Source organism: Streptosporangium sp. NBC_01755 (assembly GCF_035917995.1).
Classification (GTDB): domain Bacteria; phylum Actinomycetota; class Actinomycetes; order Streptosporangiales; family Streptosporangiaceae; genus Streptosporangium.
In genome coordinates, this window is sequence record NZ_CP109131.1 from 561,230 (window position 1) to 574,567 (window position 13,338).

Annotated in this window: 14 protein-coding genes and 2 pseudogenes; 8 read left to right on the forward strand and 8 right to left on the reverse strand. The window is 71.5% G+C overall.

The genetic code is table 11. From position 1 onward, the window contains the following. Positions 1 to 112: 112 nt before the first annotated feature. The 3 genes from OG884_RS02310 to OG884_RS02320 all read left to right on the forward strand — a co-directional run bounded on the left by OG884_RS02310 (position 113) and on the right by OG884_RS02320 (position 5,544). Positions 113 to 1,330, forward strand: coding sequence for a hypothetical protein (locus tag OG884_RS02310; protein WP_326641622.1), 1,218 nt, complete (start codon positions 113 to 115; stop codon positions 1,328 to 1,330). Continuing rightward, on the forward strand, positions 1,320 to 2,012 hold the full coding sequence (locus OG884_RS02315) for a hypothetical protein (RefSeq protein ID WP_326641624.1): 693 nt from the start codon (positions 1,320 to 1,322) through the stop codon (positions 2,010 to 2,012). The genes OG884_RS02310 and OG884_RS02315 overlap by 11 nt, the downstream gene beginning before the upstream one ends. A gap of 166 nt (positions 2,013 to 2,178) precedes the next feature. Further along, complete coding sequence (locus OG884_RS02320; RefSeq protein WP_326641626.1) at positions 2,179 to 5,544, forward strand: chromosome partitioning protein ParA; 3,366 nt, start codon at positions 2,179 to 2,181, stop codon at positions 5,542 to 5,544. 124 nt (positions 5,545 to 5,668) lie between these two features. On the opposite strand, the gene OG884_RS02325 is transcribed toward OG884_RS02320, so the two are convergent. From OG884_RS02325 to OG884_RS02335, 3 genes are all read right to left on the reverse strand, one after another. Beyond that, positions 5,669 to 5,965 (reverse strand): hypothetical protein, encoded by a 297-nt coding sequence (locus OG884_RS02325; RefSeq protein ID WP_326641628.1) that lies wholly within the window; start codon positions 5,963 to 5,965, stop codon positions 5,669 to 5,671. A 13-nt stretch (positions 5,966 to 5,978) separates the two neighbouring features. Then, the gene (locus OG884_RS02330; RefSeq protein WP_326641630.1) at positions 5,979 to 6,116 is read right to left on the reverse strand and encodes a hypothetical protein; all 138 of its coding nucleotides are present in this window, start codon (positions 6,114 to 6,116) and stop codon (positions 5,979 to 5,981) included. A 274-nt stretch (positions 6,117 to 6,390) separates the two neighbouring features. Continuing rightward, positions 6,391 to 6,648, reverse strand: a complete 258-nt coding sequence (locus OG884_RS02335; protein WP_326641632.1) for a hypothetical protein — start codon at positions 6,646 to 6,648, stop codon at positions 6,391 to 6,393. A gap of 134 nt (positions 6,649 to 6,782) precedes the next feature. Here OG884_RS02335 and OG884_RS37380 point away from each other — a divergent pair, with 134 nt between their 5' ends. Beyond that, complete coding sequence (locus OG884_RS37380; protein WP_442811710.1) at positions 6,783 to 6,887, forward strand: hypothetical protein; 105 nt, start codon at positions 6,783 to 6,785, stop codon at positions 6,885 to 6,887. A gap of 26 nt (positions 6,888 to 6,913) precedes the next feature. After that, a pseudogene (locus tag OG884_RS37385) lies at positions 6,914 to 7,081 on the forward strand (malic enzyme-like NAD(P)-binding protein); the annotation flags it as partial. 65 nt (positions 7,082 to 7,146) lie between these two features. Here the strand turns inward: OG884_RS37385 and OG884_RS02345 are convergent. The 5 genes from OG884_RS02345 to OG884_RS02365 form a co-directional block, all read right to left on the reverse strand. Continuing rightward, the gene (locus OG884_RS02345; RefSeq protein WP_326641636.1) at positions 7,147 to 8,799 is read right to left on the reverse strand and encodes an MDR family MFS transporter; all 1,653 of its coding nucleotides are present in this window, start codon (positions 8,797 to 8,799) and stop codon (positions 7,147 to 7,149) included. A 329-nt stretch (positions 8,800 to 9,128) separates the two neighbouring features. Next, positions 9,129 to 9,968, reverse strand: coding sequence for a sulfurtransferase (locus OG884_RS02350; RefSeq protein WP_326641637.1), 840 nt, complete (start codon positions 9,966 to 9,968; stop codon positions 9,129 to 9,131). Between the two features lie 35 nt (positions 9,969 to 10,003). Then, on the reverse strand, positions 10,004 to 10,189 hold the full coding sequence (locus OG884_RS02355; protein ID WP_326641639.1) for a hypothetical protein: 186 nt from the start codon (positions 10,187 to 10,189) through the stop codon (positions 10,004 to 10,006). Between the two features lie 200 nt (positions 10,190 to 10,389). Beyond that, entirely contained in the window at positions 10,390 to 10,674 is a 285-nt protein-coding gene (locus OG884_RS02360; protein ID WP_326641641.1) for a hypothetical protein, read from the reverse strand. Between the two features lie 86 nt (positions 10,675 to 10,760). After that, positions 10,761 to 11,489 (reverse strand): MerR family transcriptional regulator, encoded by a 729-nt coding sequence (locus OG884_RS02365; RefSeq protein ID WP_326641643.1) that lies wholly within the window; start codon positions 11,487 to 11,489, stop codon positions 10,761 to 10,763. A gap of 87 nt (positions 11,490 to 11,576) precedes the next feature. Here OG884_RS02365 and OG884_RS02370 point away from each other — a divergent pair, with 87 nt between their 5' ends. The 3 genes and pseudogenes from OG884_RS02370 (at position 11,577) to OG884_RS02380 (ending at position 13,305) form a co-directional block, all read left to right on the forward strand. Next, on the forward strand, positions 11,577 to 12,053 hold the full coding sequence (locus OG884_RS02370) for a DUF6194 family protein (RefSeq protein WP_326641645.1): 477 nt from the start codon (positions 11,577 to 11,579) through the stop codon (positions 12,051 to 12,053). Positions 12,054 to 12,321: 268 nt separating this feature from the next. Next, positions 12,322 to 12,525: pseudogene (locus OG884_RS02375) on the forward strand (DNA-directed RNA polymerase subunit alpha C-terminal domain-containing protein); the annotation flags it as partial. 27 nt (positions 12,526 to 12,552) lie between these two features. Beyond that, positions 12,553 to 13,305 carry a WD40 repeat domain-containing protein gene (locus OG884_RS02380; RefSeq protein ID WP_326646839.1) on the forward strand — a complete coding sequence of 251 codons (753 nt, stop codon included), beginning with the start codon at positions 12,553 to 12,555 and terminating at the stop codon, positions 13,303 to 13,305. The last annotated feature ends 33 nt before the right edge of the window (positions 13,306 to 13,338 follow it).

The following is a 13,338-nucleotide window of genomic DNA, read 5'->3' on the forward strand; positions in this document are numbered from 1 at the left end:
GGTGAGCACGCTCCCACTCCGTTCCGCGAGAGGCATCCGACGGACCCGCCCCATCTGCGCTTCTGGCTCGTGCGGGTCAGGGATGTCGGGCACAAGCCTTACGGTAGGGCGCGTGCCAGAGACGAACCACGAGCTCACGCTCGACTCGGCCCTCACCGAGGAGGCCGTGCTCTCGACCTACCGCCGCATGTTCGCGGCGCTCGCCCGCGACAGCGGCGCGGTGGTGGACGACCCCGCGCTGGTCGACATCGCCGAGACCCTGTTCGCGGCGTTCGCCGAGGCCGGCGAGGAATGGCTGACCCACGAGCAGATGCGTCACGTCTGCCGCGCCTATCCGCTCGACCGGTTCGAGAACCGGCTCCGGGTCCTGCGGGGCCTCGGCGCGATCCGCGAGGTGTTCCCCAAACCCAACCAGCTCCGCTACCGCGCGTCGTTCACCAGCGTGGTGGGGCTGATGTTCATCCGCCGGATGATGGACGACGGCGGCCAGTCGGAGATGCACCGGCTGCTCGCGCTCGAAGACCTCAACGTGGCCGACCCCCGCACGACGATGGAGGAGGCCCGTACCAGCGCGCAGAACCTCTCGCGTGCCTTCCGGCTCTGGGCCCTGGAGCTGATCACGCTGACCGGCGGCACCATCGAGGAACTGCGCGAGCAGGCGCCCAAGCTGTGGGGCACCGAGGAGATCGCCCGGCGGGCGCAGAACCTGCACGGCACCATCCTCACCCGCTGGCCCGACCTTGACCGCGTCTGCACCGAGCTGCGCGCCGCGATCTACTCCTACAGCGACGCCTCGCGCCGCGCCGCCGGACGCCTGGCCGACTCCGCGGGTACGACGAGGAACCTGACGCTGCTCCCTGCGGAGCTCTGGCGCACCTTCGCCCAGACCGCGAGCAAGGAGCGGCTGGCCTCGGTGCTCGACGGCTTCGTCTTCGACGCCCCCGCCCCCTGGCACGACCCGGCGGCGATCGTCAGGGCCGTGGACGAGAGCCCCCGCCCGGCGCCCGCCCAGCCCACTCCCCCGCGCTCGGCTCTGCCCGACACCGGCCCCGCCGACACCTACGACCCCGCCACCGACGGCCTCGACCACCTGACCGCCGTGGCCGAGGCCGCCCTCGCCGGGCGCTCCACCGCACGGCTGGAGGAGCTGCTCACCGCCGACGGCGAGTGGGTCTCGGCCCGCCGCCTGCTGGCCGACCTCGTCTCGGCCGACCTGCGCCCCGACTCCCCTTATCGCCTGCGCTGGTCCGACGGTCTCACCGCCATCCCCGGCGCCGAGCCCGCCTGGCTCTCCCACGGCCATCTGGAAAGGACCGGCGGTGTCGGCTGATCCGCGAAACGTACCGGCCTCGACGACCGGACCGGCGAGCGCCGACGCCGAGGCATCCGGGCACACGGTGACGACCGGGGAGGCCGGCTCCGAGACGTACGCGCGGGTCCAGGGAGTCGCACCTGAACCGTCCGTGACAGCACATGTCCGTGCCATCGAGACATACCCGCGGGCCTCGGAGGCCGAGCCGTCCGCGACGGCACATGTCCGTGCCAGGGCGGGCGGGCCTCTCGCGCTCCGTGCCGGGCAGGCGGCTCCGGTGGGGATGGCGCGACTGGGGCGCGGTGACGGGACGGGCATGGCGCTGCCGGTCTGGCCCGATGGGGCGACCCCGTCGCTTCTGGAGGAGTACCAGGTCGCGCCGGTCACGGTGGAACGATCCGGCGAGACCCGGCGGGTGCTGGCCGCGGCGCTGCGGTGCTGCTGGAGCGACCTGACCACCGACCCGTGGCCGGGCACTCCGGCCACGGTGGACGACGTGCTGTCCGCGTACCGGGCACTGATCGGGCGCGGCGACGACCTGATGCGCAACTGGGCGATCGGCGCGCTGCGCCGCCTGCACGACTCGGCCTGGCTGGAGGTCGCGGACGGCTTCGTACGGCTCGGCCCCCGGTGCGCTTCCTGGCCCCCCGCGTCCCACGCCCAACTGCGGGAGCTGATGCGCGCCTGCAGGAGGAACTGATCCTCGCGGCGGGGCCGCACACCCCGCTGGCGGCGGCCGTACGGGCCAACCGGCGGTGAGCGGGAGTGCAGCGACCACACCGCGCGATGAGTCGACCCCGGTGGGAGGTGCCGAGGACCCGGCGCTCCCGGCACCGGGAACAGGATGGAAGAAAGGAACGACGGGGTTGACCGACCAGCGGAACCAGGCCGCGAAGAGTTCACGCGGGAGCCGCGCGGAGGCCGACGGCACGGGCACCGGCACGGACACGGGCATGGGCACGGACACGGACACGGACACCGGCACCGACACCGACACCGACACGGTCGAAGCCGTCCAGACCGGAACCTCCCGAGCCACCCGAGCCACCCGAGCCGCCGGAGCCACCCGAGCCGCCGGAGCCGGAAACGCCCGCACCGGGAACACATCGGCCAAGGGCCGCCGAGGTGCGAGCACTCGGACCGTGGACGTTCCGGCCGAGGGCAGTCGGGCCGTAACCGCTCCGACCGAGGATGTTCCGGCCAAAAGGGGTCGAGCCACGAGTACCGAGACCTCCGTGGCCTCGGCCGGGACGCAGGCGAGTCTGGTCCCCGTGGAGATCCGCGCCACCGCTCCGACCGAGAACGTGGTGGGTGACCGGGTGCTGATCGCCGTGCAGCCGGTCAACATCTCCCGGCTCTCGACCCACCCGGTGCCGACCGTGCCGGGCACGCTGATCGTGGTCGCGGGCGCCGGTCCCAAGGACTCCAACGGTGCCGGCAAGTCGTCGTTCATCGCGATGATCACCGCGCTGCTCGGAGACGAGCAGTGGCGTTTCGCCTCGGGTGCCAAGTCGGTGTCGGAGCTGCTGTTCAACGCCGAACTCGCCGCGGGCGGGGGCGGCCGGACCTGGGCCAGCGCCGACCACGGCTACATCGTCGGCGTCTTCGCGCCGGCCGGCTCCGTACACACAAGCCCCGCGGACACCGGTTCCCTGGACGACGCGGTGACCGTGTGGTTGCGGGTCAACCAGGAGGCCCCGCACCTGGAGATCAGGTGGACCCGGGGAGTGCACCTGGCGTCGGCGACCTCGGAGGCGGAGCGGGTGACGCGGGCCGACGCGCTGTGGGCGGCGCTGCCCCGCTCGGCGGGCCGACGCGACGTGGTGGCGCGCGACCTGACCAGATTCCTGTACGGCGACCGGGTCAGGTGCGTGTCGTTCCTGTCCACCTCGGTACGGAGCAAGGTCGCCACCAACCTGCTCTCCCAGCCGCTCAACGAGATCTCCCCTGAGCGGGTCTTCGAGGCGATCGCCGCGCTGACCGGTCTGGACGCCGAGCTCGACCAGGAGCGGGAGGCCCGCCGCGACGAGCACGCCAGGCGGGTGCGCGCGACGCGGGCCGTGGAGATGCTGCGGGAGTTCGAGGGCGAGTCCCGTACGCTCCTGGAGACCTTCGACCGGCGCGACCGTGCCCGTGTCCGGCTGGCCGAGGCGATGCGCTGCTGGCGGGGACGGCTGGCGCGCAGGCTCGCCGACGCCGGGCAGCGGGACGAGGCGCTGGCGGTGGAGCTGGAGCGGGCCCGCGCGGCGGGCGAGCGCGCCACGGAGGCGATCGGCGAGATCAGGGCGGAGATCGCCACCCTCAAGGACGACACCCTGGAGCGCGGCCTGGCCGAGGCCCGAAGGGAGCTGGCCACCCTGCAGGCACGCGCCGCGAAACTGGACGCCGACCGGGCGGTGGCGGAGAACTCGGTGGACGAGCTGCGCGGCTGGATCCCCGGGCTTGAGGAGCAGCGCCGTCTGGCCGACGGGCGCGACGTGGCGACGGCGGGCGCGGAGCTGGCCGAGGCCAGGACACGGCTGAACGAGGCGCTGAAAGCACTGGGCGTGGCCGACCGCGAGGTCGAGGGGGCGAAGGCCGCGCTGGACGACGCCGAGGGCGGCCCCGCGGCGGCACAGCTCAACGCGCTCGCCGGAGCGGGTGTCGGAGCGACGGGCCTGCTCGACGCGATCGACGTCGCCGAGCAGGCCCGGGACGAGGAGGCTGCTCCTGCGCTCGGGTCGCGCGGGTGGCCGCACGAACACGCGGTGATCGTTGACGCGGCCGATCTGGAGGCCGCGGCGCGGGCGCTGGACGCGCTGCCCGGTTCGGTTCTGGTCAGCGCGGCGGGAGTCACCGTCGTGGGGTCGTTCGAGGTGGCGGTCACCGGCAGGGAGGCCCGGATCAAGGCCGCCGAGCAGCGGCTGCACCGGGCACGCGACACGCAGGAGAGCGCCGCGTCGGCCGTGCGGGCCGCCGAGGACACCGTGGCCGAGGCCGGCCGGCGGCTTGAGGGGGCCAAGGGGTCGGTGCAGCTGGCCGACATCGAACGGCGGCTGGCCGGGCGGCGGAGCGCGCTCGCCGAGCTGGCCGGGGCGCTGGCCGAGGTCACGCCGAAGGTGGGCGAGGCCGAGCGCCGGGCGAGCACGCTGGACTTCCGTGCCCGTACGAGGAGCATGGAGGTCGAGCGCCTGGAGGGCCGCAGGTCCCGGCACGAGTCCGACCGCGACCAGGCCGCTGAGCAGGCGGCGAGAATCGCCGCCGACCGCGAGGCTCTCAGGCTTGCCGCGCTGGCCGACGACTGGGGCGGAACCGTCGACGGTGCCCGCGAGTGGCTGGGCACCCTGGACGAGCAGGAGCGCCCACTGACGGCCGAGGAGTGGTGGCGAGCCGCCGAGCGCCGCCTGGACGAGGCGCTGCGCGACACCTTCCCCGGTGAGGACGAGGAGATGCCCGAGGAGCTGCGCTTCCTGGTCAGGGAGCGGACCGCGCCCGGGGCCGGGCGCACCGCCCGCGAGCAGGCGACGTTCCCCGGTGTGTGCTCGGCGCTCGCGTCCTACCTGCGCGGCCAGGAGGAGTACGAGCGGCACCGGCGTCGCCAGATCGAGACGCAGATCACCACCCGGCAGCGCGACCTGACGGCCGCGGCCAGGGGCGCCGAGGAGGCAGCGCAGTCCACCGCCGTGCACCGGGCCGCGCTGACCGCCGCGATCAGGGCGCGGCTGACCCGGGTGGCCGAGGAGTTCGACAAGCTCGACACCTCCTACGGCGGCTACGGCGCGACGCTGGAGTTCCCCGTGCCTCCCGCTCCCGCCGACCCCGAGCAGCGCTGGGCGTGGCGGGTGACGCCCAAGTGGCGCAGGGGTGAGGGGCAGGGGTTCGTGCCGTACAACCGGCGGGCCAACACCGCGCTGATGGACGAGAAGGCGGTGAAGCTGGTCTGCGCGGCGGCGATCGCGTCCTCCGGCGGCGGGCACCTGTGCCTGGTCCTCGACGAGCTGGGCCGCAACCTCGGCAAGGAGCACCGCAGGGAGGCCGTGGCGTTGTTCCGCCGGATCGGCGAGACGTACGGGATCACGGTGATCGGCGCGCTCCAGGACGACATGGAGCCCTACGCCGTCGACGCCTGCGGCCAGTACGTCAAACTGCGCCGCTCCTCCGACGCCATGCCGTACAACGAGCCACCGGTCGTCATCGGGCACGACCAGAACGCCGAACGGGTGCGCGCCCTGGCTTCGGCGGTGAGCCGATGAGCGGGGAAGACCGGTGAGCGGATCAGCGAGAAGACCGGTGAGCGGGTTGGGCCGCTGCTCACCGGCCCGGTGGGACCGCGAGCCGACCTCCCCTCGCGGCCGGCCCCTCCCGCGCGGCCAGACCTTACCGCTGTGCGGGAAGGCCCACGACGGTGCGCATCGTGAGCTCCGCGTCCTGGAGGGAGAGGGAGACCCGCACGGGACCCAGTTCGGAGGTCCGCGAGACATGCGTCCCGCCGCAGGGTATGCGTGCCTCCCCCTCGGGCAGCGAGCAGTGCCACATCCGCCGCGCCGACAGGGACGGGGACGGGCTGTCGATCATGATCGGCGCATCGGCCGTGATCCACTCCCTGAGCCGCTCGTCGATGTCGTCCCGCGAAGACCGCGAAGACCGCGAGAACAGCGTGCGGTCCCCGGCCACCGCCGCCCGGCGGTCACTCCAGGTCGCCGTCCCCGGCCCAGTGGGTCGTGGTCCATACGGCGCCACACTGGCAGTGCTTCAGCTCGACCAGCTCGCTCTTTTCGTTCATGGTCAGGCCGTGGTCGAGACGGACGTGAACGTGTGCACTCATGACGGGTCGACTTCCGATTGATCATTTGATGTCCCGGCCAGACGCCGGGCGCCGATACTCCGGCGTCCACCGGGCGGAAACCAGCCGACGACATGGGCCGGACGGGAGCTTTTCTTACTGTTTACCCGAAGTAAGGACCAGTCGATACGGTTCCCGCAATGTTTTACCCGAGGTCAAGGCATCACCCGAACGGGAGGCGCAGGCAGGACAGGACCCACGCCACGGCAAAAGCGGCTTCAAGCGGAGCGCACAAGTCCGGACCCGTGCGCGCCGCTCATGCGAGGAACACGAGCTGCGCGGCGACGAGAACGTCGGCGCCGCCGCAAAACGCAGCACGGCCGGCCATCTCCAGCGTCGCGGCCCAGCCGTGGCCCCGGTAGCGCATCCAGGCGATCATCCCGGCGGACATGTTGACGGCCATCTCCAGGGCGGCCGCCTCCGATCGCGCCGGGAACTCCAGGCCCGCGAGCGCCAGGCCGGCGCGCACGGCGGCGCCGAGCACCGCCATGCCGACGAACATCGCCGCGAGCATCTCCGGGTAGTGACGGAAGAAGGGCCACCAGCCGTGGGCGTGGGCGACTCTCCTGAGCGATGGCGGTTGGTGTTCAGGCCACTGCGGGGCGGATGTCGCGGTAGCGGGTTCGGCGTCCGGGAAGGCGTGCAGCCATCAGCTCCGACGCGGAGGAGATCCTGGGCATCGGGGACTGGGGGGTGGGCGGCGGCTCCGGCATCGCCGTCGGCAAGCTGGCCGTCTACACCGCCGCGCCCTGATCGCCACCGGCATCCCGATCGCCCCCATTACTCACAACGCCGTCACCTACGTCATCGCTCAGGCCAACAACGCCCTGCTGTACCCGGGGCTGGGACTGGGCGCGGTCGTGTCGCGAGCGCGGCGGGTCAGCGACGGCATGCTCCAGGCCGCCGCCGAGGCGGTCGGCGGCATGGTGGACGTCTCGGCCCCGGGCGCCTCCCTGCTGCCCCAGGTGGACAACCTGAGGGAGGTCTCGGCCACGGTAGCGGTCGCGGAGGGCTACCCGTCGGCGGCCGTGCCGGGTGATCCGGTGAGCGGGCGTTCCTTGAGCAGCAGCGCCAGCACCAGTCCCGCGCCGAACACCACCGCCAACCACAGGAAGATCGGCACCAGGCCGTCGGCGTACGCGCCGGCGACGAGCGCGCGGGTGGCGGGAGGCAGCGCGGCGGCGGCCTCGGGGGTCAGGCGGTGCGGGTCACCGGCCCCGCCGAGCACGGGGCCCAGCCCCGCGGCGACCCGGTTGGCGAACACCGAACCGATCACCGCCGCCCCGACCGTCACGCCGATCTCCCGTACGAAGACGACGGTCGAGGTGGCGGTGCCGACCGAGGACTGAGGCACCGCGATCTGCACCGCGGTGATCGAGACCTGCATGAAGCAGCCGACCCCGAGGCCGAGCAACACCAGGTAGGCGGCCAGCAGCCACCAGGGCGTCTGCGTGGTCATCGACCCGAGCAGCAGCGTCGAGGCGGCGGCGAGGGCGGTGCCCACGATCGGGTAAATCTTGTAGCGCCCGAACCTGCTGATCAGGAGACCGGTGCCGATGTTCGCCGTGAGCAGGCCGAGCGTCAGCGGCACCAGGAACAGGCCCGCCGCGGTGGCACTCATCGAGTACACCATCTGGACGTACGACGGCACGTAGCTGACCACGCTGAACAGCCCTGCACCGACCACGATGCTCAGTCCACCGGCGACCAGGACCGTGCGGTCGGCGAGGAGGCCGAGCGGGATGAGCGGATCGGCCGCACGGCGCTCGGCGAGCACGAACAGGAACGTTCCCACCACGGCGAACGCGCCCAAGCCCAGGATCGTCGGGGACGCCCAGCCGTGGAGCGTGCCGCCCCAGGTGCCGATCAGGACGAGCGCGGTCGTCGTGACGGCCATCAGCGCGGTGCCCGTCACGTCGAGGGGGGCCGACAGCCGCCGCTTCGGGAGCCGTAGCGAGGTGGCGACGAGGACGAGCGCCACGATGCCGAGCGGCAGGTTGATCCAGAAGATCCAGCGCCATCCGGCGCCGTCGGTGAGCGTCCCCCCGATGAGCGGGCTGACCACCGTGGCGACGCCGAAGACCGAGCCCAGCGGGCCGAGGAACCTGCCCCGGTCACGCGGCGGGACCAGGTCGGCGACCACGGCCTGCGACAGGATCATCAGTCCCGCGGCGCCGAGGCCCTGCAGGGCGCGGGCCAGGACGAGCTGGACGATGTCCTGGGCCGCGCCGCACAGCACCGACGCCACCAGAAAGACGACGATCGACCCGAGCAGCAGCGACTTGCGCCCCAGGGCGTCGCCGAGCTTCCCGAAGACCGGCATCGCGACCGCCGCGGCGAGCGCGTAGGCCGCCACGACCCACGACATGTGTTCCAGGCCGCCGAGCTCTCCGACGATGGCGGGCAGGGCCGTGGCGACGATCGTCTGATCCAGCGCGGACAGGAAGGTGACCAGCAGCAGGGCGACGAAGACCCGCCCGAGCCGGGGGGCGGGTGCGGAGGAAGTCTCCTCGAACGCGGCGGAGACGGGAACCTCGGGCGGGGATAAGGGGGAATCGGGCGCCCCGGGTAGGGCGGCGGCGGAAGGAACGGGGGCGGGAGGCGAAGTCAAGGGAAGGGCCTTGAGCTGCGCGAGGGCGTCGGGCATGACAGGGGGATGATCCACGAGAGACTTCTCCGCGGGTCTCCGCTCGCTCTGTGCGGCGGTGACGGCGGCAGGAGGCGCGGCGCGGGACACGATCGTCCCGGGCCGACGGGCGGCGATGTCAACACCGCGCCCCGTCGTCACTCCAACTATCCCATGCCCCGCTTATCACACCCTGGTCGGGTACGTGTTCCGGCGGCGACACCGTTCACGGCCCAGACCGGCCCCTGTCCAAGACCTCCGTACCCGTGTCCCGGCTGGGGGTCCAGGCACCCTGCCCACCATCCTCGGAGGGCACGGCGGCTCGCGGCGGCCGCTGCGCTCACCAAGGCACGGTGGGCGAGTCCCCGTCAGCCGGTGGCCGCGGGCCGGTCGGGGTCGTTGGACCATTGCGACCACGACCCGGCGTACAGGGCCGCGTGGATCCCGATCCGCTCCAGCGCGAAGACGGTGTGCGCGGCGGTCACCCCCGAACCGCAGTAGACGCCGACCGCCGTGCCCTCCTTCACCCCGAGGGCGCCGAAGCGGACGGCGAGTGCCTCCTCGTCGAGGAAGGTCGCCTCCGGCGTCAGGTTCTCCCCGGTGGGGGCGTTGACCGCGCCGGGGATGTGGCCGGCGCGCGGGTCGATCGGCTCGGTCCGGCCGAGGTAGCGCTCGGCCGCCCGCGCGTCGAGCAGCACGCCGGTGCCGGCGAGTTCGGCCGCGGCGTCGGCGTCGAGGACGGGCAGGGCGCCGGAGGTCAGCGTCACGCCTCCCGGTTCTGGCCGGACCTCGCCGGTCTCCACCGGATGGCCCGCCGCCGTCCAGCCCCGCAGGCCGCCGTCGAGCAGCCGAACCGAGGACACCCCCGCCCAGCGCAGCAGCCACCACGCGCGGGCCGCGGACAGACCGCCACCGGCGTCGTACGCGACGACCTCGTCACCGTCGTCCAGCCCCCAACGGCGCGCGGCGCGCTGGAGCGTGTCCAGGTCCGGCAGCGGGTGGCGCCCGCCCTCGGGAGAGGGCGGGGCGGCCAGTTCGGTGTCCAGGTCGACGAAGACGGCACCTGGCAGGTGGCCTTCGAGATAGGCGCGGTGGCCGTGCGGGTCACCGAGCTGCCAGCGAACGTCGAGAAGCCGGACACGCGACCCCGACCCGAGTCGTTCGGCCAGCTCGTCCGCGGTGATCAGTCCGGTGGAGCTCCCGCTCATCGTTTCGTCCCCCTGAGATTCGACTATGGCGTGAATCAGACCTTGCGGCCTGTTCCCTGGATTTGGCCGGGGCTTTGGAACCAGTGGGTCACCCAGGCGTTGGGGTCACCGGCGAGTTCGCGAACATGGCCGGGAAGTTCTCCCCCGGCGATGTCGGCAAGCGTCACCGATTCGAGAATAGGTGACATTGGTGTACCCCTCAGGTCGACGGCGTCGATCACGACATCCTCGTTGGGCGGGTTGAGAGGAGATCCAGCTGCTTGCCCCCCGGCCCGGTTCAGGCGGGCAGCGGGAGGGCGGTGGCGGCCCCTCCCCGGCCGGTGGCCGCGGTGCCCTGCCGGCGGCGACAGGCGGTTGCTGTGGTCATGTCACATCTCCTTTGTAGTGAGTAATCACTATCAAATGTCGAAAAAAACACCGCTCAGCCCGAGGTCGGAAACCGCTCGACCCACGGGTCCTCCTTGATCCGGGTCGGCAGATCCATCGCTGCGGAGGCCATGTACAGCATCCCCTCGGCGACAAAGGAATGCGCCTTGTCGGCGTCGACGCCCGGCATGCAGCCCCTTATGGCCGAACTCGGCCAGAGCGGCTTCGAGGATCTCCTCACGCCGCCGACTCGCGTCCACTCGGGGACGTCGTCCTTCCATAATGCTTGATAGTAAACAGTCACTATCGAGCTGCCGTCAACAGCCAGTGCCGCGAACATAAAAACCATATTTCCATACCGATTTAATCGGTTTTAAGTCATGGTCCGCCCCGGACTCACAAACACTCGTGGGACTTGGGGTTCGCCTACGCGGGTTTCGCGTCGGCAGGGTCGCGGGGTGCCGAGGTGGCGGACGAGAGCACAGCGCCGAGTGCGGCGGCACCATCGAGGAGGGCTTTGGAGCGAGCCGTAATGCCGGCGTCTCTGGCAGCCAGCGCGGAGGCGACATCCGCCAATCGGCGGGCGCGCCGTAGCTCCGGCATGAGGGCCCGAAGGGGTGCGATGCGGTAACCGGCCCTGCGCAATTGGTGAACGATCCGTGCGTCCCGCACTTGGTTGGGTGTGTACCGTCGCGTTCCTCGCGCGGAGTCGCGGTCAGGGACGACAAGATCCTCCGCATCCCAGTGCCGCAACGTCGAAGGGCGCACGCCGAGGGCGGCGGCGAGCTCGGAGACGCCCATCGAGTCCGATGCGCATACATCTTCGATCGGCTCGCTGGAGATTGCCTGGGCGGCCTCCTCGGCCCGCCTCAGTTCCGTGCGCTCCGCGTCGAGCCGGGCGTGCGCCGCGTCGAGGAGGGCAAGCACCTGCGAGACAGGGAACCGATGGACGGCCTGAACGATCTTCTTGGCCTCAATCGGACCCGCGCCTGCTGCGAGGGCTCGGTAGGCCAGCGCGGACTGTAGATGTATCTCTCCATATATCCGGTAGCCCGTGGCCGTGCGCGTCGCCGACGGCAGCACACCGTCGCGTTCGAGATTGCGCACCTGCTGAACGGAGCACCCGGCACGCCGCGCGACATCGACGGTACGCATGTCCCGCGATTTGAGACCTGACACCCTGAAGCCCCTAAGTCTCATCCTCAAAGTCTCCACAAGCACTTTAATGCAACGCTGGAGCGCATGACCATAGACGAGATCATCAGCTTCATCGACGGCCTTGACGGCGCCTTGACCCTTAGGCCGGCGCCCGGCGACGGCTCGCCGGAGATCAGCTGGGGCGACACGTTCTTCTACTACGCACCTGATGGCGTCACCCCGACAACGACCCAGCCCTTCGCGACGGTCGTGACCAAGAACTACCCCGGCGACGAGGCATCGCGCCTGGACCGGCCGGACACCTTCCGCGTGAACATCTCCCCCGGGAAGGAGGCGTTCATCCGGTGGACCGGTCACGCGCCACGCGAATCAGCCACCGTCGAGGTCGACCCCAGCGCCACCGACACCGTGATCGCGCACCCCGTCTACGGCACCGTCGGCTGGCTGGCCGTGGTGAACCCGGGCTCGCGTACTGAAGCCGCAACGCGTGAGCTGCTGTGTACGGCCCATCACCTCGCACGCTCGCGCTATGAGCGACGCGCTGAATCTACGGCGCGCTGACGTGAGGTGAGGTTCCCCCTGTAGCCCGGACACCGGCGGTGTGCCATCAGGCTCCCGGGTCCGGCAGATCCGGCACACGACCACCTCAACCGTGGTGTGAGCAGTGCCGGAGGGCGCCTGTACGGAACGGCGCGTGTTGACACCTCGGCAGGCGGTGGAAAGACTCCCGGCGGGGAGAGTGTGATCTTAAGGAAGGTCCACGGTGTCACTGCGCCAGTCATGGACAACGGACCACGACTCACTGTGCCTGGGGTACTCGTCGGGCGGCGACCTGGCTCTGCCCATCGAGGAACTCAACCTCACGGTCCGTGCGTACAACAGTCTCAAGCGCGTGGGCGTCCACACCTGCGGCGAGCTGACCGCCCTCGGCGAACGGGATCTGCTGGCCATCGAGGGCTTCAATTCCGAGTTGGCCGAAGATGTCAAGCAGAGGCTTGCCGACGTCGGCCTGTCCCTGCGAGCCGCCCCACCCGACGGCGTCCGGGAGCACTCCGCCCTCATCCGGCACAGCTCTCGGGCGTCCGTCCGCGCGGTGGCCTTCCACCCCGGCGGCCACCTGCTGGCCACCGCCGGTTGGGACGACACAACGCAACTGTGGGACACCAGCGCCGGCCGGCCCGTCGGCGCCTCCCTTCCCGGCCACACCGACACCGCGCCCCTCCGGCCTGACAGCGACCACACGCGGCTGTGGGACACCAGTGCCAAGCGCACAGCACGGCTGTGGGACACCACCACCGGCCGGCCCGTCGGTGTTCCGCTCACCGGCCACACCGAGCCGGTCCACACGCTGGCCTTCCACCCCGACGGCCACCTGCTGGCCACCGCCGGCGAGGACGACACGGCGCGGCTGTGGGACGCCATCACCGGAAAGCCCGTCGGCACTCCCCTGGCCGGCCACATCAGATCTGTTCACACGGTGGCCTTCCACCCTGACGGCCATCTGCTGGCCACCGCGGGCTGGGATTACGGGGTACGGCTGTGGGAGGTCTCCACCTGCAGGCTCATCGCCCTGTTCACCGGCCACACCGACACCGTCTGGTCGGCGGCCTTCCACCCAGCCGGCCACTACCTGGCCACCGCGAGCGAGGACGGCACCGTACGGCTGTGGGACGCCGCCGGCCAGACCGTCGCCCTGTTCAACCACCCCAAGCCGGTCCACACGCTGGCCTTCCACCCCGACGGCCACCTGCTGGCCACCGCCGGCCACGATAGCGCGACACGACTGTGGGACATCTCAGCACCACATCCGTGACCTGTCAGAACGGAGAGTCGAAACGCACCAGGC

Coding starts and splice junctions, on each gene's coding strand:
- OG884_RS02330 (WP_326641630.1), bottom strand. CDS start 6,116: ATGAGTGCACACGTTCACGTCCGTCTCGACCACGGCCTGACCATGAAC.
- OG884_RS02370 (WP_326641645.1), top strand. CDS start 11,577: ATGACCATAGACGAGATCATCAGCTTCATCGACGGCCTTGACGGCGCC.
- OG884_RS02360 (WP_326641641.1), bottom strand. CDS start 10,674: ATGTTCGCGGCACTGGCTGTTGACGGCAGCTCGATAGTGACTGTTTAC.
- OG884_RS02365 (WP_326641643.1), bottom strand. CDS start 11,489: ATGCGTACCGTCGATGTCGCGCGGCGTGCCGGGTGCTCCGTTCAGCAG.
- OG884_RS02335 (WP_326641632.1), bottom strand. CDS start 6,648: ATGCTCGCGGCGATGTTCGTCGGCATGGCGGTGCTCGGCGCCGCCGTG.
- OG884_RS02350 (WP_326641637.1), bottom strand. CDS start 9,968: ATGAGCGGGAGCTCCACCGGACTGATCACCGCGGACGAGCTGGCCGAA.